At 58.1% G+C, this 21,537-nt stretch carries 13 protein-coding genes and 1 pseudogene; 8 read left to right on the top strand and 6 right to left on the bottom strand.

Annotation, left to right across the window (positions count from 1 at the left end; genetic code table 11):
* Positions 1-847: 847 nt before the first annotated feature.
* The gene (locus AC1D0N_RS29570) at positions 848-1,312 is read right to left on the bottom strand and encodes a DUF4411 family protein (RefSeq protein WP_063172219.1); all 465 of its coding nucleotides are present in this window, start codon (positions 1,310-1,312) and stop codon (positions 848-850) included.
* Positions 1,313-1,318: 6 nt separating this feature from the next.
* Positions 1,319-2,488 (bottom strand): ImmA/IrrE family metallo-endopeptidase, encoded by a 1,170-nt coding sequence (locus AC1D0N_RS29565; protein ID WP_477249898.1) that lies wholly within the window; start codon positions 2,486-2,488, stop codon positions 1,319-1,321.
* Positions 2,489-3,102: 614 nt separating this feature from the next.
* On the opposite strand from AC1D0N_RS29565, the gene AC1D0N_RS29560 reads away from it, so the two are divergent.
* A complete protein-coding gene (locus AC1D0N_RS29560; protein ID WP_477249897.1) occupies positions 3,103-4,017 on the top strand; it encodes an ArdC family protein in 915 nt (304 codons plus the stop codon).
* A 173-nt stretch (positions 4,018-4,190) separates the two neighbouring features.
* On the opposite strand, the gene AC1D0N_RS29555 is transcribed toward AC1D0N_RS29560, so the two are convergent.
* A complete protein-coding gene (locus AC1D0N_RS29555; RefSeq protein WP_477249896.1) occupies positions 4,191-5,267 on the bottom strand; it encodes a type I restriction enzyme HsdR N-terminal domain-containing protein in 1,077 nt (358 codons plus the stop codon).
* Between the two features lie 642 nt (positions 5,268-5,909).
* On the opposite strand from AC1D0N_RS29555, the pseudogene AC1D0N_RS29550 reads away from it, so the two are divergent.
* Positions 5,910-6,192 (top strand): annotated as a pseudogene (locus AC1D0N_RS29550) (zincin-like metallopeptidase domain-containing protein); the annotation flags it as partial.
* Positions 6,193-6,265: 73 nt separating this feature from the next.
* Here the strand turns inward: AC1D0N_RS29550 and AC1D0N_RS29545 are convergent.
* Positions 6,266-7,267 carry a lysozyme inhibitor LprI family protein gene (locus AC1D0N_RS29545; RefSeq protein WP_477249894.1) on the bottom strand — a complete coding sequence of 334 codons (1,002 nt, stop codon included), beginning with the start codon at positions 7,265-7,267 and terminating at the stop codon, positions 6,266-6,268.
* Positions 7,268-7,308: 41 nt separating this feature from the next.
* Positions 7,309-8,133 carry an excalibur calcium-binding domain-containing protein gene (locus tag AC1D0N_RS29540; protein ID WP_477249892.1) on the bottom strand — a complete coding sequence of 275 codons (825 nt, stop codon included), beginning with the start codon at positions 8,131-8,133 and terminating at the stop codon, positions 7,309-7,311.
* 298 nt (positions 8,134-8,431) lie between these two features.
* Here AC1D0N_RS29540 and AC1D0N_RS29535 point away from each other — a divergent pair, with 298 nt between their 5' ends.
* Positions 8,432-9,163 carry a hypothetical protein gene (locus AC1D0N_RS29535; protein ID WP_477249891.1) on the top strand — a complete coding sequence of 244 codons (732 nt, stop codon included), beginning with the start codon at positions 8,432-8,434 and terminating at the stop codon, positions 9,161-9,163.
* Between the two features lie 121 nt (positions 9,164-9,284).
* On the opposite strand, the gene AC1D0N_RS29530 is transcribed toward AC1D0N_RS29535, so the two are convergent.
* Entirely contained in the window at positions 9,285-11,159 is a 1,875-nt protein-coding gene (locus AC1D0N_RS29530; RefSeq protein ID WP_477249889.1) for a UvrD-helicase domain-containing protein, read from the bottom strand.
* Positions 11,160-11,791: 632 nt separating this feature from the next.
* Here AC1D0N_RS29530 and AC1D0N_RS29525 point away from each other — a divergent pair.
* From AC1D0N_RS29525 to AC1D0N_RS29505, 5 genes are all read left to right on the top strand, one after another.
* Positions 11,792-12,355: a hypothetical protein gene (locus AC1D0N_RS29525; RefSeq protein WP_477249887.1), complete on the top strand. Its 564-nt coding sequence runs from the start codon at positions 11,792-11,794 to the stop codon at positions 12,353-12,355.
* A gap of 59 nt (positions 12,356-12,414) precedes the next feature.
* The gene (locus AC1D0N_RS29520; RefSeq protein WP_477249927.1) at positions 12,415-15,390 is read left to right on the top strand and encodes a TrlF family AAA-like ATPase; all 2,976 of its coding nucleotides are present in this window, start codon (positions 12,415-12,417) and stop codon (positions 15,388-15,390) included.
* Positions 15,391-15,746: 356 nt separating this feature from the next.
* Complete coding sequence (locus AC1D0N_RS29515) at positions 15,747-16,091, top strand: TauD/TfdA family dioxygenase (RefSeq protein WP_477249926.1); 345 nt, start codon at positions 15,747-15,749, stop codon at positions 16,089-16,091.
* Positions 16,084-17,022: a hypothetical protein gene (locus tag AC1D0N_RS29510; RefSeq protein ID WP_477249885.1), complete on the top strand. Its 939-nt coding sequence runs from the start codon at positions 16,084-16,086 to the stop codon at positions 17,020-17,022. The genes AC1D0N_RS29515 and AC1D0N_RS29510 overlap by 8 nt, the downstream gene beginning before the upstream one ends.
* Positions 17,023-17,148: 126 nt before the next feature.
* Complete coding sequence (locus AC1D0N_RS29505; RefSeq protein ID WP_477249883.1) at positions 17,149-21,081, top strand: hypothetical protein; 3,933 nt, start codon at positions 17,149-17,151, stop codon at positions 21,079-21,081.
* Positions 21,082-21,537 lie beyond the last annotated feature (456 nt).

Genomic DNA, 21,537 nt, shown 5'->3' with positions numbered 1-21,537 from the left:
GGCACACAACTCTCACATTCTCTTGTTCAGGACAAGCTTGACTTAACAACCCGTGATTGCCATAACCCCGACGTGGCCGAAAATGCAAGCATCGCCGCGAAGGATAAACGATAGAATGGCTTCATGGATCGAGAATTAAGAGTCGATATGTTTAATAAGCGTTGACCAGCAGCGGACAAGTGACCGAACACAAAGAACCAAAGAGATATAGCAAAAGGTGGCAACCTAATTTTATAGTTCCGACATTCAATCATTGCGTCATTTTGATTTTGCAAAGTCAGGATTGTTCAGATTTTGCGATCAGTTATTGGTGCGATGCAATTGAATCCCTCTGGCGTTAAAGTTATCTCTTGGCGTTAACTTATCAGTATCTCGGTGCAGTTGATCTCTTATCGAATGCGCTAAGCGGTTTCAGAAGAGTACTTTCGAGACAAAGAAGAAGACATCTGGGATGACCGGGGGCGATGGTGCGCGGCTTGCGAAGATTTATGGTCCGCGCAAGGGAGACCTTTTCGAGAGGCTCACGCTTGCGACGGCGTATGTTGATCAACGGGTGAGCTTGGCCCACCCGGATAAATGAGAACAGAAATCGGGCTGCGACGATGGCGTGTCCGAAGCGCCGTTGTCGATTGCAGTAGCTAGCGCCAAAAGCATTCAGCGCCACATGACCGATCAGCCTAGACACGCTGGGTGCGTGACGCCCTGAGGTCGGTCAATGGGTCGATAGAGCGCTCTCGCACCTGGATTGACGATGCTTCGCCGTTGGGACCTCTGCGCCGGGTAATACGCCTTCCATAGAGAGAGTTATCTCCATAGGGCGGCTTACGCCGTTCCCAAGGCATTTCGCCTAGCCGACGGTCCAATCTTCGGCGTCGAACAGCTGCATCAGGTTGATGCAGGGTATTTTCATGGCGTTACAGACGCCGGGGATCTTGCGTAAGCTGTCCACGCCGGTTTCCTCGGTGATGAGCGTGTGGCCCAGCACCTCAGACGTGGCAATGACAAAGCTATCGGCGGCAAACTTCTCTTTGCCGGCGGCGACCAGGCCTTTGTAGGTGTTCAGCACATGCTGGACGCGCTGCTGGATCGCCTGGTCGGGCGCGACAAACATGTCCGCGCGCTCTTTCAGCCAGTCATGCAGCTCCGGGGAGCGTTTCTCGCATTCGGCCTGGACCAGAAGGGACGAAACCAGGCGGCCCTGACCGATCAGCTTGTCAAACTCGTCCCACAGTTTCGGGAAGCGCTTGGGCTTGTAACGTTCGTACCAGGCGGCGATCAGGGCTGACGTGTCGATGCAATAAATCGTCGCCACGTAGCGCTACCCCGCAAGGCCGAAGGCGGCGCGTTCGATGTTCGGAACGGCAGTCACCTGCATATTGAGGTGGCTTGCAACGTCGCGCAGCGTCAACTGGCGATCGTAGTAGCCCTGTAACACTAGGCGAGTGAAACTACGACCTAGCTGGCTGAGCACGACCAGATGGCGCTCGGGACCTCCGCTACTCTTTTTCTCGGCCAAGGCGTCATACTCGGCCTGGAAGCTCGCACGGCGGCTTTCATAGAATGCCTGTGTCGTGCGGCCGAGGTTCAGCAAACGGCGCAAAATGACTTCGCGGCTGACGCCGAAGCGGCCGGCCAGCGCGGCCAGCTCGTCATCGTCCCAGGTCTTCACCTGGCCCTTGGAGCGTACCAATTGCTCGCTTAGCAGCCAGTCGCTCGGAACCAGGGCGGCGCCGGCGACCGCATTGCAGAATTGCTCGACGACGGCGCTGGCCGGCTCGGGTGCGACGAAGTCGAGACCGCTAATACCGCTGGCCCTGACAACCAGATGGCAGAATTCGTGCAACAGGGTGAAAGTGCGCCCGTTGGTGCGATCCTTGGAATTGATGAGGATGATCGGCAGTTTGGGTTCCGCGACCGCCACGCCGCGCATTTCGGTCAATGCCAAGCGCGGTACCATGAAGACCAGCACGTCCTTGGTTTCAATGGCGGTGCGCCAGTTATCGAAAGCCTTGGCGCGCCAGGTCTGCTGGTCGGCCTGCTTGATGCCGAGATAGGTTCGGATCGCCGCGCCAACGGTCTCCACGTTGTCTTTGACGGAGGCCTGCAGTTTGAAGGGCTGAACCGGTTCGCCCAAATCATTGCGAAGCTCGAGCGCCAATTCACGTCTCTCCCTGGCCTGCCGGATCGCCCATTCCAGACCGGACTTAAAGGCGTCCTCCGGCGTCTCGCGGAGGCGCCGGAAATCCTGAATCGGCAGAAATCCGACCGGAGGCTCATTCAGATAGAAGATTGCGGGTGCGCGCTTGTAGAAGTTCGCCGCGGCCAGAAACTGCGGGAAGGTCAGGTGCTTGTCGCCGGCCTCGCAGGCCTGCAGCTTATCGGCGGATATGCCAATGCCTTCGGCCGCCCCCTCGGGGCTGAGACGGGCCTGTTCCCGGACCCATCGCAGGATGGCCGGATTGATATAGGCGAGGGTACTTTTGGTCATGGTCGAATTTATTCTATCACAGATGTCAATATGGCCGCCGCACCTCTTGTTCCGGTTAACGCCTTTGGATCGTGGTGGCGTTGCATCCCGGTCATACTCGAAAGGACGTCGCAAGGGCTAGGCGTTGCGGAAGGCCACCGGACCGTTTTTGGCGTTCTCCCGCCTCATGCGATCTTCTCTCCGGTGATCCTCAAATCGGGGTGCTGCTGACGCAAGTCCGGTCGCGGTGCTTTCGCCCGGATCGTCGTCGTTTTCCCAGTCGCACAGGCCAGCCATGGCCCCGTACCTTAAAAAGGGCCGCGGTAAGGTTGGTCTCGCACGGCGACGTCCATTTGCGTCGACTCGTGTGCTGCGTGCCTTTGCAGGGTCTTCCTGTCGACTTTCGCCGATGCCGCGCGGTTTGGCTTTCCGGCGTTTCGTCCATGCTCATTGCGGCGGGTTTTCCTCAATCTTTGCCGCGATCATTCGGCCGGGCGCGCCGCCCGGTCAAACCCCGCCCGCACCACTCCCGCCAAGAAGGGGCGGGACCGTGTTAGGGCCTGACCGGCCGGCTCAATCGCCCGGCCCTGCTTCTCCGCGTCTTGAGAAAAACCCGACGCAAAAGGAGCAAGGTCATGACGGACACCAATGAAACCCCGCGGCAGGATGTCTACAGCCGCATCACCAACCAGATCATTGAGGCCCTTGAGCAGGGCGTCAAACCCTGGACGCAGCCCTGGAGTGCCGCCCATGCCGCCGGCCACGTCTCCCGGCCGCTTCGCCACAACGGCCAGCCCTACGCCGGCATCAACGTCCTGACGCTCTGGGCGTCCGCGATGACCGCGCATTACGCCGCGCCGATCTGGATGACCTTCAAGCAGGCCATCGAACTCGGCGGCCGTGTCCGCAAGGGCGAGAAGGGCTCTCCGGTTGTGTATGCCGACACCATGCGGCGCACCGAGACCGACGAGGCCACGGGCGATGAGGCCGAGCGCTTCATCCCGTTCCTGAAGGCCTACACGGTCTTCAATGTCGAACAGGTCGACGGGCTGCCGGCTCACTTCTATGCCTCCGCCGAAAGTGTCCGCAACCCGGATGAGCGCATCACTCATGCCGAAGCCTTCTTCGCTGCGACGCGCGCCGACATCCGTCATGGCGGCGACTGCGCCTACTACAGCCCGGCTCTCGACTTTATCCAGATGCCTGCCTTCGCGGCCTTCCGGGATGCGCAGGCTTATTACGCCACGCTTGCCCACGAGGCCACGCACTGGACCCGGCACGCTATGCGCCTTGACCGTGATCTCGGCGGCAAGCGGTTCGGAGACGACGGCTATTCCCGCGAGGAGCTTGTGGCAGAGCTCGGGGCCGCGTTCCTGTGCGCCGACCTGGGGCTGCGCCTTGAGGATCGCGACGACCACGCCGCCTATATCGGCCATTGGCTGTCCGTGCTGAAGGAGGACAAGCGGGCGATCTTCGCCGCCGCCGCGCACGCGCAACGCGCCGCAGACTACCTGTCGCGCTTCAGCGCCTCCGAAGCAGCCGCCGCGTGAGCGGCTGCAACTACCGGGAAACACGGCCGGACCGCGACGAGGTCGACACTGCGGCCCAAGGGTTGCTTCAACCTCGGCGCGGTCCGGCTGCATCTACAGCCTGGAAGCCCGCACTGCGGCTCTCCAAAAACAGACAGAAGGCGAGTAGGCGGGACTTCCGAAACGTTTCAAAGTCATGAAGCAATCGAGGGCGCCGCGATTGCCCCGGCAAGATATTCCTTGGCTGTTGCTCGTAAGCGATCGGCGTGGTCATAGATTTCGTCGAGCGAGTCGATCTTAACCTTCTCTTCCTTCTCACCATCGAAAAGCCCGAGATATTTGACCGACCTGTTGAACCACAGCCGGGCCAACGGCTTACGGTTGTTGTTGTCGACCAGGATCCCGCAATAGCTTTTCTGATCACGCATGATCACCCTAGTTGGCTTCAAAAGGTCGCGCACGATTGCCCGCACAACCATGAAACCCTCTCGCTCCTCCTCAGTGGTCACAACCTCTTCTTCGGCGCCAAGTCCGTCCGCGCCAATTTCCGAAACCTCAGTCTCGGCCAAAGCTGTGGAAAGACGCGACTGAACGGATTCTCGGACAATCTCGCGGAAGGCCGCTTTGACCATGGGCGTGAATTGGTCCTTTACCTGGGCCGTGAACCGTCCTTGGTAAAGGCCCCCAGTCACCATCCGCACAAAATCCTCTGGTGGATTCTCCATCACGCTTCCAATTTCTTTTTTGATCGCCGACGTATACTTCAACCGATGAGCGGATTGCAGGATCCCATCCACATTGAAATCCGCCTTCGCGAATTTCTTCAGTTCGGAGGTCAATTGCCCCTGTAGATCCGAAAGATCGAATGTGAGGAACGGTCGGTCATCGAGTTTGTTTGGCGCAACCAAGTCCGTATGAAAATGGAAGGAACGACCGTTCGTCAAAATGGCGAACTTTGCATTGGTGACAGAAAAATATCTGTATAATTGCGCAAGATGTACTCGATCAAGCACTGTAGTGATCGGTTTACATTCGACAAGTATTCTGATTTCCCCGTCAATCTTTATGGCGTAGTCAACCTTCTCCCCCTTCTTTCCCACGGCGTCGGCGCAGAATTCGGGAATGACCTCGTCAGGATTGAAAACGTCGTAATCTAAGGCTGCAAGAAAGGGAAGTACTATCGCTGTCTTTAAGGCCTCCTCGGTAAGCATTGCGCTTGAATGCGTCTTGATACGATCAGCAAGAACGCGAAGCTTTTCTTCAACACTCATGATTCCCTCCCCCAAATTGAGATAGGTAAGATCGTGCAAAAGTTCCGCTTGCGCAAGTCAATCCTAAGCTGGCGTCTTATAAAGAGGTGCGTGTCACATAAGCGCAAGCGCGGGGGCGCTCAACGATTTGCTCGGTGGCGGTTTTGACATGCATTGTCAGAATCGACACGTTGAGGAGGCGACCCGGCTAGCTCGCCGATCGGCTGCCACCCATCTCCAACTCCTGAGGACCGAGCGGGGAATTCTTCGCGTTCGAGAAAGGCGCGATCAAGCTCGGAGGGGCAAGGTTTTGCTGCCGTCTGGAAGAATCGTTACGACGCCGGTGGTCGGAATTCCTCCGTGATAGCCGCAAGTACTGGCGTGCGCCTGACGGCTAGCGGGGTCTCTGCGTGAGATAATCAAACCGAGGGGCTCGTATGAATGGATTGATCGGGCACTTGGGTAAGCGATACTGTGATATCACAAGAGGCAGGCGCGGGGGAGCGCTTGTGGGGTTTCGCTACAGAAAATCGCTTAGGCTTGCACCCGGCGTTCGTCTGAACGTAACCGGGAAGGCGGCCAAGAAGGTGTCGGCATGGGCGATGCGCTCATCCGAGTTCTGACGCGCGCCGAGATCCGTCATGGCGGCGGCTGCGCCTAGGCCACAGGACCCGGCACGCTACGCGCCTTGACCGTGATTTCGGTCGCAAGCGGTTGGGAGACGACGGCTATGCTCGAGAGGAGTTGGTTGCCGAGCTCGGAGCAGCGTTCCTGTGCGCCGACCTGGGGCTGCGCCGAGGATCGCGAGGACCATGCCGCCTGTATCGGGCACTGGCTATCCGTGCCGAAGGACGACAAGCGCGCGATCTTCGTCGCCGCCGCACGCGCGCAGCGCGCCGCAGCCTATCTGTCGCGCTTCAGCGCCACCGAAGCAGCCGCCGCGTGAGCGGCGGTTGCTTCCAGTTCTACTGTCCAAATCATGGCCGTCATCTGCTTCGGGCGGTGCGCCGCACTGATCCCTAAAGTTTCTTGGCAGCTTCGGTGTTTTGCTGATCAAGTATCTGGCCAAATTTCTGCCAGAGGGGTTTCAACGAATGTCTCAGGTTAAACACGGTGATTTTATCGCCAAAGTGTTTGAGGTTGATTTCACTCGATGAATTGTCCCAAGTGTAGACGTCATTGTCGAACTTTCCGCCGACCTGGTTCTGCCACGTTTCGACCATGTGGGCCGGCTCGCCATAGGCTTTTGTCATTATCGGCACCAGCGCTGGGGCCATCTCCGACGGCCCTGAAGTTTGAATCCAGAAGAGCCTTTGCATGGAACTGTCGTCGGGGAGAAAATAGAACTCTGTCGATACTTGGGTGTCGGCCAATCCCAGGCCAGCATCAAAAACCATTGGCACCGATGAGATATTATCGACGAAAAAGAAGGCGCATTTGATGACGCCCGCTCGCTCGAAGACGTCGCTGAAAAGCATTGCTGTCTCGTAGCCTCCTTCTCTCGATTTGGGTTCATTAGAGCAGACGGAAAAGGCGTCAGGCGATTTGTCCGAGTCAGGAAACGGAACGCTTTTAAACTCCTTCAGGGTCATACCGAGTTTGAAGTCCCGCCGCGAAAACGCGTCCGGCCACGGGTTGGACCGTGGCGGTTCAGCCGATGCCAGTGTGGACGTTTCCCCGATCTGCGCCGATGGGGTTGGCAGTGTGGCTCCGAGCATGCCGAAATCGAGCACGGCTTGGGTTTGCGCGTTGGCGATGCAGTCAGCATCGGATCCACATGCGGCACGAACTTTCAAAAATGACTTTGCCGCCGCGATCGCTCGTTTTCGATTGATCTGTTTCGCCTGGTTGAAGGCATTCGTGGTCAGCATGTCATTTTTGGCCAGCTGATCATCACCGCAGATTGCGATCTCGTCCGGCTTCTCTGCCAGTTGACAGTCGAAACTCGGCGATGCCGCTTGGGCACGGCCGGCCAGAAGACCAGCAGCACCGATGAGCGCAACTGCCAGGATTGTTTTCACATCGTTCTTCCTTCGTCAGAGCGACCCACGGGTCAGCGCCATCAACAGAGTGTCTCGCAAGCAACCCCGTCGCCATCGCGATCCAGCTTGCCGCCCCATGGACAGTTGCTGAGATACCATTGGGCTTCGTCGCAAGAGCTGATTTGCGAGCATGTCCGGCGCGGCTGGCACGAAAAGCTTTGCGCTACCTGTCGGCGGTTGATGATGCCGAGCGGCTGGCTCGACGGCCTCGCATCGTCAGCGTGCGCCGCCCGCCATTCCCAGGGCGCCTGAAACGTTCCGACCCAAAGACCGAGCTTCCCGGCTTCCGCCTTCGCCTGTTGCGCTGAATAGGCCTGGCTGTAGCGGGGCCAATCCAGAGCCTGGCCGTGCTCGACCATCCAGGAGGCGACGCTGACGCCATCCGCGCGCCGGCAATCACCGACAAACCGGTGATATCGGTCCCAAGTTAAGAAGGTGCAGAGTACCGGCCTGGAGGCCGTTAGAAAGGCGTCTAGAGCCTCGGCCGAGCGGCGCCCGCAGGGATAGTCGAATCCCTTGGCGTCGCTGCAGTACTGCTTGCTCTCTGGAGCGTCGATGCCGTTAAAGCGGATCCGCTGGCCATGGACCTCGATCGTGTCCCCATCGATGACGGCCGCGACGCCAGCGATCGGCTCTGGCTTCGACCCGAACCAGTTCGAAACCCCAACGTCTGGCATTCGGTCGGTGTGCTGCATAGCCGATTGCGTGGCTAAGGCGGCAGCGGCGGCCACTGTCAGAAAGACCAGGCCCAACGGCAGGCTTGCGCGACGCCAGGCGCGTGATCGACCCACGCCATTGCCCTTGCGCCCCCAACCCGAGCGATTTTTATATCGAGACTTGTCCAAGCCATTCTCCCCATCCCTAGAATGCTATCAAATTTGGCGTTGGTCTAGGTTTGGCGGGTGACATGGGTTGAGAATCTTTCTGTATGGCCGGGAGCTGGTCGATCGCGTCAACACAGTGTGTCAATAACTCCTACGAACTGGAGCAATAGGCAGGGCTGGTTGTAGGGAATTCGCTCGGTCGGCGGCCGCGCCTTTAGTTTGCACGCAGTCCGTCGATGTACTATCGAGCACATTCAGAATGGGTTTTTGCATTCTGCTGGGTGGGTGAAGCCGGATGTGACATACGCCGATTGCGGGATTGCTGCGCGCTGAAGCGCGCGGCGTGCCACCGGCATGTATTTTCCGGAAATCGATCGAGCTGAATCATGACGCGACCATCGAGGCGGCGGAGGTCGAAACCTCTTTGAATTTGTCTGCCGGTCGCCATTCAAGCTGCGAAGCTGCCCGCAGCTATCGGAATGCTGTGAATAAATGTGGGCTGTTCTTGACTTGTTCTATAGGCGTCCGTCACATGAGCGTTCAAGGTTTGCGGGAGCAGTTGATGAGCAATTTGGATCTACGCGAGTTTCACTCTTTCCTTGAACGGTTGATTGAGAATTCGCCTCGGGGACAACGCTTTTCTATAGATAAGATCGTTAACACAATTCTCGCCGAACATCCTCAGCGCCTTGAAAAGATTCAAGACCAGGCCATAGTTTTGGGTCTGCGAGCACTAATCAGAAACAACTGTCGCGCCAAGAACAGTGCCACCGACAACGGCCCGGATATGTTCGGTGATTATCGTATCGGCAAACGAGTCTCGGTGCCCTACAAGGATGGCGAGGGCAAGCTACGCTGGGACAAGAAGCGGCGCAACGAATTGTCTTTCGAAGATTTCGACGAGATTGTCGCACGCTGGGATGAACGGCCCGCCCGGCAGTCCCAGGATAGGCGAGATTTCGAGGACATTGCCAAAAGGATTCGGCCGTATCGTGACCAGGCACGAACTGTAGGCGAAGCTCTTGAGATGGCTGCGCGCGACGGTCTATAGGCGCTAGCGAGGCTCCAGACGGGCACCAAGTCTTCATTCGGAGATTCTCGTAACGTTGTCAGTTCCGACTAGGAAGTCGTGCGGTATGAGCTTCACGCCAGAGGCTTTTGTCCATCGACCATTACCGGCCGAATAGACGCGAGAAGAAGCCACGCTTCGCTGGTTTTTCTGTGACATGGGTCGCATGAGCCTGCCTGTTTTGTTTAACAGCATCCTGCCAGTCAACCGGCCGCGCGACAGCGGTCTTAGCCGGCGCCTGCTTCTCATCCCTTGCTAAGAGTGCCGAAGCTCGCAGCGGCTCACCCTTGCTGCCCATGACCGGTATCTCGATCGCCTCCTTCGCGCGCGTAACGGCGACGTAGAAAAGTCTTAGTTCCGCAGCGTCCTCCTGCTCTTGTTTGGCCTTTTCCGCGGGAGTCCGTGCTTCGCGGGTCTTCAGGAAGTCGTCCATTAGTCGAACATTTTTCCATTCCCGCCCCTTGGCCTTGTGTGCTGTCGAGATGACGATCTCAGCCTGCTCCTCGCTGACCGATTGGTTGATTGCCCACAGCAGGCGCTTCTCGCCCTTGCTCTGCACCAGGTTGACGAACATGGTCAGGTGCTCGCCCTCGGTGGTCTTGGCGAAGTCGACCACCGACTCCCAACTGGTGAAACCGAAGAAGTCGGCGACGTCGGTTGGACGCCCCTCCTTCAAGTCCCGCACTCCCCACAGCAACTCCTTGAGGTCCTTGTTGTCGCCAACGAGATGCGGCTTGCGACCCTCGTCAAGGCACTGGATTAGCGCCGTCATGACGTTCGCATTGGTCCTCGCAAGAATGGCGCTGGGGTTGCAGCTACCGACCCGGCTCCGCATGGCGGGATTGCCGGTCAGCGGCACGCTCTCACCGAGCCGCTGCAGGATGCGAGACGCTTCGCTGGCGATCTCGGGGCCGAACCGGAACGACTGGGTCAGGCTAACGGTGGCATTGGTCTCGATTGCTTTCATCGCATTAACCGCGCCACGCCATTCGTATATCTGCTGGTAGCGGTCACCAACGTAGACAAGCTGGGCGTTTTGCCGCCGCAGCACGTCGAGTACGACGGGATTAGTGTCCTGCGCTTCATCTAGAAGGATGTAGTCGGCTGCGATCTGCGGCTTGGATAGCCCCCAAAGCTTCAAGAACCCGTCAAAACCCAGCGGGATCGCATCCTTTGGGTCGCACATGCGGTGCCATACGTGCCTGGCATTGTTGCACGCAAACTCGTTCACTGCCTTGAGAGTATCTTCGCTGGCCGTAAGCAGCGATCCGTGACGAGGCACGTGCACGTCAGAGATTTCCTCGTCGCCGCTTTGAGCGAACCGCCTGACAGTTTGCTGGATCAAATAAGCTTGTGACACTGGCTGTAGAGAATGGTCACGGTCGACTCGCCAGGTCTTCTTGAATCCAAGTATCTCTGCGAGCTGCTTCGAGCTGACCTTCCCGGCGAACTTGTCCTTGGTTTTTTTATAGTCAGAGTGCAGTGACTTCAGCGCTAGACTGTGAGTCGTCGAGCAATCTACCGTCGGAGGAAACTTTTCACGGGCGTCCCCGACAATCGCCTTGTTGAAGGCGATGTACTGGCCGCGGCTGCGAGTCCCGTGGGCAAGGAATTGCAGTGTTGAGGTCTTGCCTGTGCCCGCATAAGCATTGATCCGGAGCGAGCTGCCGGACAGGAAGGCGTCAACAGCCTGTTGCTGCTCCGCGGTGGGTTTGCGATCCCCGGGCATCGCCGCCGCCTTCTTGTGCACCACGTTGGGCCGCTTCCCAGAAGTCTGGGGGCTTCGGTCGAAGAGGTCCGCCTGCTTGACCTCCAATGCGGATTTCGCACGGACCAGAAGCTTCTTAGCCCGAGCTGTCGTCCTAACTCCTGCCTCGCCCGCGACGCCTTTGATAGCCTTCGTATCACCGCTTGCGAGCGACCTATCCAGCATCGCCTCAAGCTGGTCGATCCTCAATGAACTAAATGGTCGCTTCATTCCATATCCCCAATTCGAATTCGGCCTATAGGCCGACAAGAGTCAAGTTTGAAACTGAGCCTGCTCGCATAGCCTGGCAGCCTTAAGATGCCAGTCAGCAGCGCGCCTGATTTGCGGTGCTAGCGTGCATGGCGCAGATTTCCCATGTGCTACGGAATGATACTCGATTCTCATCTGGCGGCATCTATGGCGTGATTGTCTTCGCGGCTTGTCACAAGCAATGCAGGTAATTTTTGCGCTTGACTGGATGTTCAGATAGGTCGATCGGGGGTGCAAAGGATCGTCGCGCCGCTAACTAGCAAGTCTCAAAGTCGGTTATTCCCTAGCCTAGCTTGCATGGTGGCCATCTGGTTGCATAAAGTCAGCTCTGTCACAGATTTGAGACATAAATAGCTTAATAGGGGATAATTTTGGATATGCGAATGTTGGTAAGAAATTTGTAGTGAAATGGTTATAATTCGACGACGTAAGTATTAACGCTGTTAATTTACTTATATGAAAACTTATCGGCAGATGATGTATGTAGAAGGGAAAACATTTCGCGTCTATATCAGGTGATATTTATAAAGATTATAATGAAATCTATCGTTGTCTGCGTTATAGTGTTATAAGAGGGGCTGGAGGCTTGGCTATTGGAAACAGCATCAGAAATGTGGACGGATCCCGATCGTCCGAAGGATTTCCCTGAACCACAGGAAACGATCGCTAGGCTTGTAAAGGCAACGCATGCATTTCTCGCAAGCGAAACTGATCTCTTGGAAGTTGATGTCAACGAGCGCAGTTTGACACACCATCTGGCAGTTCACATCGCGCCCTACTTCGATCAGTGGCATACCGATTGCGAATACAACCGGTTAGGGGACAAAGTGAAGAACCTGCCTCGGCCGGAGGAATTCAAAACATATCCGGATGAAACGTCGGCTATGACGATCTTTCCCGACATTATAGTCCATCGCAGACGTACTCTTTACAACTGCGCCGTCGTGGAGGTGAAAAAGGCTGGCAATAAGAAGGGGCTGGACCTTGATGCCGAAAAACTCCGCGGCCTCACAATGGCTGGTGACTACGACTACACGGTGGGCCTGCATTTGATTATCGACTGCGTAGGAGCCGTGGTGGCCGAGGTTGCGGCGTATCGAGGTGGGGACGTCGATGATGATCTCACCGCGTTCGCGCAAGACCTCTTCATTCAGTAATATTTGGTGTGCAGGAGTTCAGTACAGTGCAAGGCGACGACGACAAGAAAACAGAAGCGTTGATCAGTCGCGGTTCAGAATGGCATCGATGGGAGCCACACATTCATGCGCCTGGCACCATTCTTAACAACCAGTTCGGAGCCACCGATCCCTGGAATTTCTATCTGACGACGCTCGAAAGCCTGACACCCAAAATCGAGGCAATCGCCGTTACCGACTACTATGTGACCGACACCTACGAGGAATTCCTCAAACATAAGGCTGCCGGCCGACTCCCCGGCGTCAAGCTGCTCTTCCCGAACATCGAGCTGCGCCTCGATGCGGCGGCAAAGTCGGGGTTTGTGAACATCCACCTCTTGGTCAGCCCGGAAGATCCAAACCATGTCGATGAGGTCAAGCGCATCCTCAAGCGCCTGCAGTTTGGCGCCCATAACGATCGCTATGACTGCACCCGCGAAGAGCTGATCAAGCTCGGAAAGCGCGCTGACCCGACGATCATCGACGATGGCGCGGCGCTTCGGCATGGTGCGACACAGGTCAAGGTCAATTTTGACCAGTTGCGCAAGGTCATTCATGAAAGCGAATGGGCGAAGAACAACATCCTGATCGCCGTCGCCGGCGCCGCCGGCGACGGCACGTCAGGCCTTAGGCAGGCCGCCGACGCGACCGTGCGGGAGGAAATCGAGAAGTTCGCCCATATTATCTTCTCGAGCAGCCCAGCCCAGAGGGAATTCTGGCTCGGGCAGCGGGGCGTGACTATTGAACAGCTGCGCACGCGATATGACGGCTGCAAGCCTTGTCTTCACGGAAGCGATTCACACGATCAAAAATCGGTGGGCCAGCCCGTCGATAATCGCTTCTCATGGATCAAGGGCGCTTTGGAGTTCGATTCGCTCCGTCAGGCCTGCATCGACCCAGAGGGCCGCGCCTATGTCGGCGAGCAGCCGCCCCGGTCGGCAATGCCGTCGCAGGTCATTTCGCACGTCAGGATCGACAATGCGGACTGGGCCACCACACCTGCAATCCCGCTCAATCCCGGCCTTGTAGCCATCATTGGTGCACGAGGCTCGGGCAAGACAGCCCTGGCAGATGTCATTGCGGCAGGCTGCGATGCAATCTCGTCCTCCGGCTGGGAGGCAGACGAGAATATTAGCCCGTCTTTCCTGGCGCGAGCCCGCAAGCTGATTGGCAACGCAACGACGACGCTCACCTGGGGTGGCGGCGCGACGGTCACGCGCTCCCTCGATGGCAGCGACGCCAACGGGCACATGTCCTTTCCTCGCGCTCGCTATCTTTCCCAGCAATTCGTTGAAGAGCTTTGCTCGGCGAAGGGTGTCTCCGATGGTCTCGTGGACGAGATCGAGCGCGTGATATTCGAGTCGCATTCACAAGACGATCGTGAATGGGCGACCGACTTTGCCGATCTGCGCGACCAGCAGATTTTGCGGTTCCAGCAGGCACGCAGTCGCGAGGCCGGTGCGATTTCGGACGTTTCTGACCGCATCGCTGGCGAGTTCGAGAAGGAAAGCCTCGTCGCCACACTGACCACGCAGGTCGCGCAGAAAAAGAAGCTAATCGCGGACTACACAACCGACCGTGCTAAGCTCGTCGTCAAAGGAACTGAAGCGCAGGTTGCCCGCCACACCCAGCTCAGCGGGGTGGCTCAGAATCTGCGGAACAAGATCCAAACCCTGGGAAATCAGCGCCGTGCCTTCGTCGCCTTACAAGACGAGGCTCGGAGCGTGCGCGCCACTGGCGCACCGGAAATGCTCCGCCAAGCTCAGGCGCGGCACGCCAACAGCGGCCTGGACGCCAAGCAGTGGGACGATTTCCTGCTGATCTATAAGGGTGACGTCGACAAGAGCTTGACAGCTTACATCGCGTGGGCGGATGGCGAGGTTCGGAAGCTTAACGGCGTTCCACCACGGCCTGGCGATCCGAACGTCGCGCTGATCGCCGACACTGCTGATCTCTCGGCACTTACGCTCGCCCCAATCCTCGCTGAAATGACACGCCTTGGGGCGTTGTTCAGCGCTGATAAGCTGGTTCGGGACCAATATACTGCACTGACCGGCCGTATTACGCAGGAGAGTTCTGCGCTTCAGGCCCTCGAACTCAGGCTCACTGATACACAAGGGGCGGCAGGCCGCAGGAAGGAGCTTCAGACCGAGCGTGATGACACCTATGGACGGGTTTTCGAGGCGATCATTAACGAACAGAACGCGCTTGCCGGTCTCTACGCGCCGCTGATGGCGAGGCTTGCAGCGGCGTCAGGCACCCTGAACAAACTCAGCTTCTCGGTTCGCAGGATCGCCGACGTCGAAACATGGGGCTCGGTAGCGGAGGAAGAACTCCTCGACAGACGCAAGGCCGGCCCCTTCTATGGCCGCCGTTCGCTCATTACTGCCGCAACGGAGGCACTCAAACCAGCGTGGGAGACGGGCTCGGCGGCCGAGGTTCAGGCTGCGATGACAGCCTTCATTGGAAAATACGCCAATGACCTTCTCTCGCACGCGCCCTATGCGCCCACGCAACAAGCCGAGTTCCGCGCCTGGTCGAAGCAATTCGCGCACTGGCTTTTCGGCACTGATCACATCACAGTTCGGTACGAGATCTCCTATGACGGCGTCGACATCCGGAAGTTGTCGCCAGGCACGCGGGGCATAGTGCTGCTTCTGCTGTATCTCGCTCTGGACGATTCTGACGATCGACCTCTGATCATCGACCAGCCCGAGGAGAACCTCGATCCGAAATCCGTATTCGACGAGCTGGTGGCATTGTTCATCGCGGCCAAGTCGAAGCGTCAGGTCATTATTGTTACCCACAACGCCAATCTCGTCATCAACACCGACGCTGACCAGATCATCGTAGCCGAAGCTGGCCCCCATCCGTCGGGCGGTCTTCCCCCAATTAGCTATGTGGCGGGCGGGTTGGAAAACGCGGCCATCCGCAAGGCCGTGTGCGACATCCTTGAAGGTGGTGAGGCTGCCTTCCGCGAACGTGCACGGCGGCTTCGTGTCCGTCTTGATCGATAGGTCGGGAAACGATGACGAACACAGCTACCACCGCGTTCACCGTTCCGCAGCCGCTTCTGGCGACGCTGGCCGAACGTGGTTGGGTCCGCCATGTCGCAGGAGCCACGGAGGCAGAAGCCATCGTCAGCGAAATCGGCCGTATGGGTGATCTTCTCGGTAGGCGCACTAGGGGTCGAGCCGGCGCCCTGGAGGAGGTCGTCCGCCCCCAAATGGCCGACGATGCACATCCTAGATCCTTGAGCGCGTGCTATGGGCTGAACGCCTTGCCGTTCCACGCCGAACTCAGCCACCGACCGAGACCCTGCCGATATCTCCTTCTCGGGTGCATCGAGCCAGGATCGCCCAGCGCTGTGACGATGCTGCTCGATTGGCGAACCCTCGGCTTTTCGCCGGATGAGCTTCACCTTCTCGAAGGCGCTCCGATCCTCGTGCGAACTGGCCGGCGCTCCTTCTACTCGACCATTCTGTCGCCCGATCGCGCCTTTCTCCGATACGATCCCGGCTGCCTTGAAGCCGTCGATGAGCGCGGACAAGCAGCCCTGAGGCTTGTGGAAGATCGGTTGGCCAGCGGGTCCCCGGAAGTCCACAATTGGCACCAGGGCGACATCTTAGTTATCGACAACTGGCGTGTTTTGCACGGACGCGGGCCGGCAGCACAAAGCTCTAGTCGGCGTCTAGCGAGGATTCTCATTGATGCCTAACGACGTTTTCATCGCGATCAACGGCGACGCCCTACATGCGAAGTCGAAGGTTTACATCGGCCGCGCCCTAGCCAGGAAGGGCAATGGCGAACTCGACGAATATCAGCTTTGGGCTTCGCTCGCGCTCGAGCTGCTTGGCAAAGCCGCGCTCGCACGCACGCATCCAAGCCTCGTGGTCGATCCGACCCACTGGCAGTCGATGTTTGTTGCCGCCGGCATCAATGTTACGACAGATGTGAAGACCATCACGGCAAAAACCTTGTTCGAGCGTCTTGCGCATCTCGTTCCGAGGTTCGACAAGACTATCCAAAAATTCTGCCAGGAAATCGCAGAACGTCGCAACACGGAGCTCCACTCAGCCGACCTCCCATTCCGTACCATGCGGCTCGACGCTTGGGAGGCGCGCTATTGGCATGCTTGCGACACGATTCTTAAACAGATGGGATCTTCGCTAGAGCAATGGCTAGGCGCTGCCGATGCAAAGGCTCCGCGCCAGTTGCTCGATGAAGCTGCCAAGGCTCTCGATTCGGCAGTTAAGCTTCGGGTCGAGGCCGCCAAGGAACAGTTCGAGGCATTGAAGAAAGCGGAGCGGGAGCGTTTGGCGGCCGAGGCCCTATTGCGGCAGCCACAGCATCAAAGGGACCTCTTTGAGGGGGACTATGACGAGATTTGGACGGAGAGCTGCCCGGCCTGCAACTGCCGCGCCTTCATAACCGGCGAGCAAACAGGTGAAGACATCAGCGAAGAGCACGATGAGGGAGCCATCTGGGAGATCGTTGACCGCGAATTCGTTGGTGAAGAATTCCGCTGCCCGACGTGTGATCTAGCGCTCACGGGTAGCGCTGAAATTGAAGCCGCTGGTTTGGACTATATCTACGAGGATCGGCAAGAGCGCGAGATGGAGCATGAGCCTGACTACGGCAATGACTAACTCGCTGACGAAGGTTCCCGCTTGCGCCGAGCTCAACCAACACTCTTCCTTATCGGGGGATTCTGTCGACCCTTGTTCGTGTCGAAACCTGACCTTACGCGAAAAACCAACTTCACCTGAAGCGACATGATATCGGACCTGATCCTCATTGATCCCGAACTTTGGGCCAAAACTCGCTCAGGTGCTCGCGCAGGCCGCGGTTTCCGATACCAGGATGCGCTCTGCGCTGCATTGGCCGTCGAAGCTTGGGCAGGAGAAGCAGCGTGGAATGCCGTCGTTCCTGAAGGACTTGAGGATGCGACACTGCACGGGCCAGGATTGGAAATTCGCGCTCAGATCAAGTCGCGGCACGACCCTCGGGGGCGCTTCAGCTTGAGTGAAGTGGCCGACTTCGTCGTGAAGATGATGGTCCCATTGGACGGAGTTACTGACGGCAGCGTTCGATTGGCGCTAATCCTCGAGCGAACCGTAGACGGGCTCGAAGCCAGTGGATGGTTGGAACCATTGGCCTCAACGGGCCAGAAATTCGAAGCGTTTGCCCAGGCGCTGACGACGGCTTTTGCTCCCCGTACGATCGACACCGTCGCTCTACTCGCCAGACTTCACCTTGTGGTGTCGCCCGACCCTTTGAGTGCGGTTCCTTTAGTTCTAGAACGAAAAGGCTCCTTGGACCCTGCCGCTGGCCGCCTTGTCGCCCAAGAGCTTCGTACTGCTGCAGGGCGTGCTGCGGATGACAATTACGCGAACCAGCCTCAAGCCCCGGCATCGCTCGGCGCCACAGACGTCCAGCGTCTGATCGACGGCGTCCAGCGTATCCTTGACCCCTTGGGTCGGCTCAAACTAGCGGATGGTCTCTGCGAGGCGGCAAACTTTCAAGAATCCCTGAATACTTCCGACTTCTATAGCGGCGTGAATGTCATGCCAGGTCACGTCGGCGCCGGCCTAGTGTTCGATAGACCGGCCGAAACCGCCGATATTCTCGAAGGCTTGGAGGCCCATAGGGCCGCACTGGTGGCGGGTCCCTCAGGCGCCGGGAAATCGGCCCTGACGTGGCTCGCAGCATATCATACGAGGCACGCCGTGCGCTGGTATCGCGTTCGCCGCCTAGGGGAGGCGGATGTACCCAGACTAGTCCAGCTAGCTCGCCTTCTCGATGCCGGTCCAGGCCGCCCGGTTGGCTTTGTCATTGATGATGTAGGCCGCACCGGTGCAGCCGGCTGGGATATGCTCGCTTCCGAGACACAAGCTATAGCGGGTCTACTCATACTCGGCTCGGTTCGGGAAGAAGACATCTTCCTTCTCGGCACGGCTGCGACAACTCCTGTCGTTCGGCCGCATCTCGACGAGCCTCTTGCTGAACGTCTTTGGCTTGCCCTGTCGGCTCAAGGTGAGGTCGCTTTCTCCCATTGGGTCGAGCCCTTCGATGAAAGCAAAGGCCTTCTGCTGGAATACACGCATCTGCTAGCAAAGGGTCAGCGGCTTGAGCAGACGCTCACCGAGCAGGTCCGCCGACGCCTATCAGAGAACAGAAACGACGAACTGGAACTGTTGCGACGCATCGCGTTTCCAAGCCGATATGGTGCGGTCGTAGAGAGCCGATTCATCCGTGAGCGTCTCGGTTGGGACGGGTTCCGAATGGCGAAGGCCCTCGCGCGCCTGATCGAGGAGCATGCCGTGAAGGAGACGCCAGATGGCGGTCTCGCCGGCTTGCATGAGATCCGGTCCGCCTATCTTGACAACGCCATCCGGGCTTGTCTCGACATGCCTCTGTCCGAAATGATTATCGAAGCCGCGTCGATCGTCAGCGCCACTCACCTGCCGATCTTTATCGTACGCGTCCTGAGAGCCCATCCGGAAGAGCGATCCGAGCTTGTCGGCGCCCTGGCTCGCCGCACGGTTGGAGGCGATGTTGCTTCCCTCGGCCCCATACTCCACGGACTGGGCCTAGCAACTGCCGACATCGTCGCCGCACATTGGTTAGAAATCTCTCGGCGCCTGAAGGTCGATGATCGTATCTCCTCTCTTTTGTTCAACCTGACTGCAGCGGCTCCGATGGAGGGAGACCTACCGCTATTCGCGAAGGTGCGGGAAGCCGGAGCCTCCTTCGCCACGGTCGAAGTCGAGGACCTAAGGGGCAGCTTCCTTGATCGGCTTGAAGACGTGAGTGGCTTGTACATACATCACATCGATCTGGAGACGCTACATCGTTTGCAAGCGGCTCTAATGCCGTTGCGAGGTTGTTCCAAGGCGCCTAGCCTCGATCTGCCGCTAGATCAGGATCTGTCGGCGGCACCACTGCTCCCCTTGCTCGAATTCATCCGTACGACTTGGGATATAAAAGCCACCGAGTCCGCCCGCCTTGTTGACCTAGCTGGCGGATCGCTGGCCCTATTGGCGCGCTTGCGTGACGAGATTCCCTGGATCACTGCCCCTCGGTTGGTGGAGGTCGAGGGCGAGGATGGCGGAGGTCGTGAAGCCGCCGTGGAGGCTAATGTCCGAGTGATTTCGGACGCCGTGCAGACCGATCTGCATGGCGACGTCGTGCGTCTGTGCGAACTCATGCTGGTCGCCGCGCCGGAGGCCCGAAGGGCGCTGTCCGACACCATATTGCCGGATGGATCCTCGTTGAAGGTGGCGGGACAAAGCCTCAATAGCAAACGCATCCCTCGCGAGAGCCTCCCCAGTCCGGCTCGCGTTGCTTGGAACCGCGCTCAAGCTCGCGCCGTGGACCGTCTCGTCGGAGCGCCCCAGGAAACCGGCCGCACCGCCTCCCTGGCGAACCTCATCGAAGAACTAAGTCGGCGACTCGATGAAGCTGCGAACCTATATCTCCGGATGGAGAAGCCCAAAGAGCGCTGGAAACTCCTCATAAATATCGCCGGGATGTTGCGAGACTTCGTGCCGCCGCCGCGTGTCAATGAGGTGATGTCGCACTCTCTCGATCCTGGATCCTATTCCGGATCCGATCACATGCATAACTTTGCCGCGGACCTGCAGACACTTGTGCTGGAACTGGCCGACGGCAACGACGAGAACGTCAAAGTCCGCGCTATGCGTGTGGTGGACCTTATCGAGACCGCAGAGAAACTCTCCGACCCTGCGCTCTGGCGTATGATTTCGTCGCCACCGATCCAAGCCATGTCGGACCTTTCAACTCGGCTCCGGGATATCCGGGCTGTCTACGGCCATATTGCCAATGACCCCGATCGCAGGCGTCGATGGGCGGCGCACTTCAGTACCACCAGCCGACGTCATTCCGCTCTCGCGAAGGCAGCCTCCCAATCGCGAATCCAAGCGGACGCCGACCTCGCGACGAGCCGGAAGAAATACGAAGAAGTCTTTGCAAACGCCGGATTGACCGTCCGCGTTCATGCGCGAGCCCCAGAGAAGGACGCGGGATATGCGTGGCCCCACGTGTACTTTGCCGGCCTGGTTGTGACCGACTCGATCGGGGCCTGGATGACCGATCTCGACCGGTTTAATGCAGTTTGTGAAACCTTGACGGATGAGCCGAGAATGAGTTGCGCTCCCCTGATCCGTGATCAAATTCCGCCCATCGCTATGGTGAGGATCGGCAAGGTGCTCCTTCCAGACCTGAATTTTGCGGGGGAGTGGGCAGCGCATCTGCCGTGGCCCATTGTCGATACACCTTTGCTGAACCGGGTTACGGGCACCTTGGCCGATATTTCCGCCGTATCTGCCATGATTCAGGACAAGGGTACCGATCTCAATCCCGCAGAAGCCATCCACTTCGAGGCCTACCTGCACCGTATAGAGAACGCTATCGCATGGTTCGGCGAAGCGACAGCGGATGAGACATCCGTAGCTTTAGCCATGGCAAGTCAGGTGATCCTCACCGGCATCCAGCGTATGCAGGCGGAACTTCAAGGTTCCGCGAAAAGAGGTTCGCTAGCCGTCGAGTTTGGTCGCCTTATGAACGGCGAACTCTCCGAGTTGACGGCGCAGGTCACAACTTTGCGTATAGCATTGATGGAACACGCCCTCGGCCTTGAGGCTTGGTCAGACTTATCTGTCCCATTGGAAGGGGTCGACACCTGATCGATCTCTGAGAAACTTCATTGAAAAGAGCATTTTGCGTTACACAAATCCTTGCACATCAATTGCTAATGCGCCTATTATCGCTTTGTAAACAACGAGATGCAGAAAGGCTATTCGGTCTCCAAAACCGCAGGTCGTAGGTTCGAGCCCTGCTGCCCGTGCCATTTTCAGAATGGCGACATGTTGAAAGCCCATTTTCCCAGGCCGGTGTTTGAAAACCGGCGGGTGACTTGCCATATAGACCCGACTGAGGCATAAGGGCTTCATAGCCGGGACGGGACGACTGGATGGTTCCGAGGCGGCGTTTGGTCATAAAGCGGACACTTGCCACTTGCGTGGATCAAGAATCGGTTTTATGTAGACGAAACAGACACGCGACGCGTGGAGCTGGGAAGCCGGCTTTACGCGTCCGATTTGCATGGGCGAAATGGTTGCGCTGATTCGGCGCGAGCGTGA

This window comes from Mesorhizobium sp. P2_E10, assembly GCF_056404235.1.
Note: the sequence above shows the minus strand (reverse complement) of the source record. Positions and strands in the feature narration are given on the sequence as shown.

Excerpts from the sequence above, each read along its gene's own strand:
- AC1D0N_RS29510 (WP_477249885.1), top strand. The coding sequence starts at position 16,084 with ATGCCTAACGACGTTTTCATCGCGATCAACGGCGACGCCCTACATGCG.
- AC1D0N_RS29565 (WP_477249898.1), bottom strand. The coding sequence starts at position 2,488 with ATGACCAAAAGTACCCTCGCCTATATCAATCCGGCCATCCTGCGATGG.
- AC1D0N_RS29515 (WP_477249926.1), top strand. The coding sequence starts at position 15,747 with ATGCTGCTCGATTGGCGAACCCTCGGCTTTTCGCCGGATGAGCTTCAC.
- AC1D0N_RS29560 (WP_477249897.1), top strand. The coding sequence starts at position 3,103 with ATGACGGACACCAATGAAACCCCGCGGCAGGATGTCTACAGCCGCATC.
- AC1D0N_RS29555 (WP_477249896.1), bottom strand. The coding sequence starts at position 5,267 with ATGAGTGTTGAAGAAAAGCTTCGCGTTCTTGCTGATCGTATCAAGACG.
- AC1D0N_RS29530 (WP_477249889.1), bottom strand. The coding sequence starts at position 11,159 with ATGAAGCGACCATTTAGTTCATTGAGGATCGACCAGCTTGAGGCGATG.
- AC1D0N_RS29505 (WP_477249883.1), top strand. The coding sequence starts at position 17,149 with ATGATATCGGACCTGATCCTCATTGATCCCGAACTTTGGGCCAAAACT.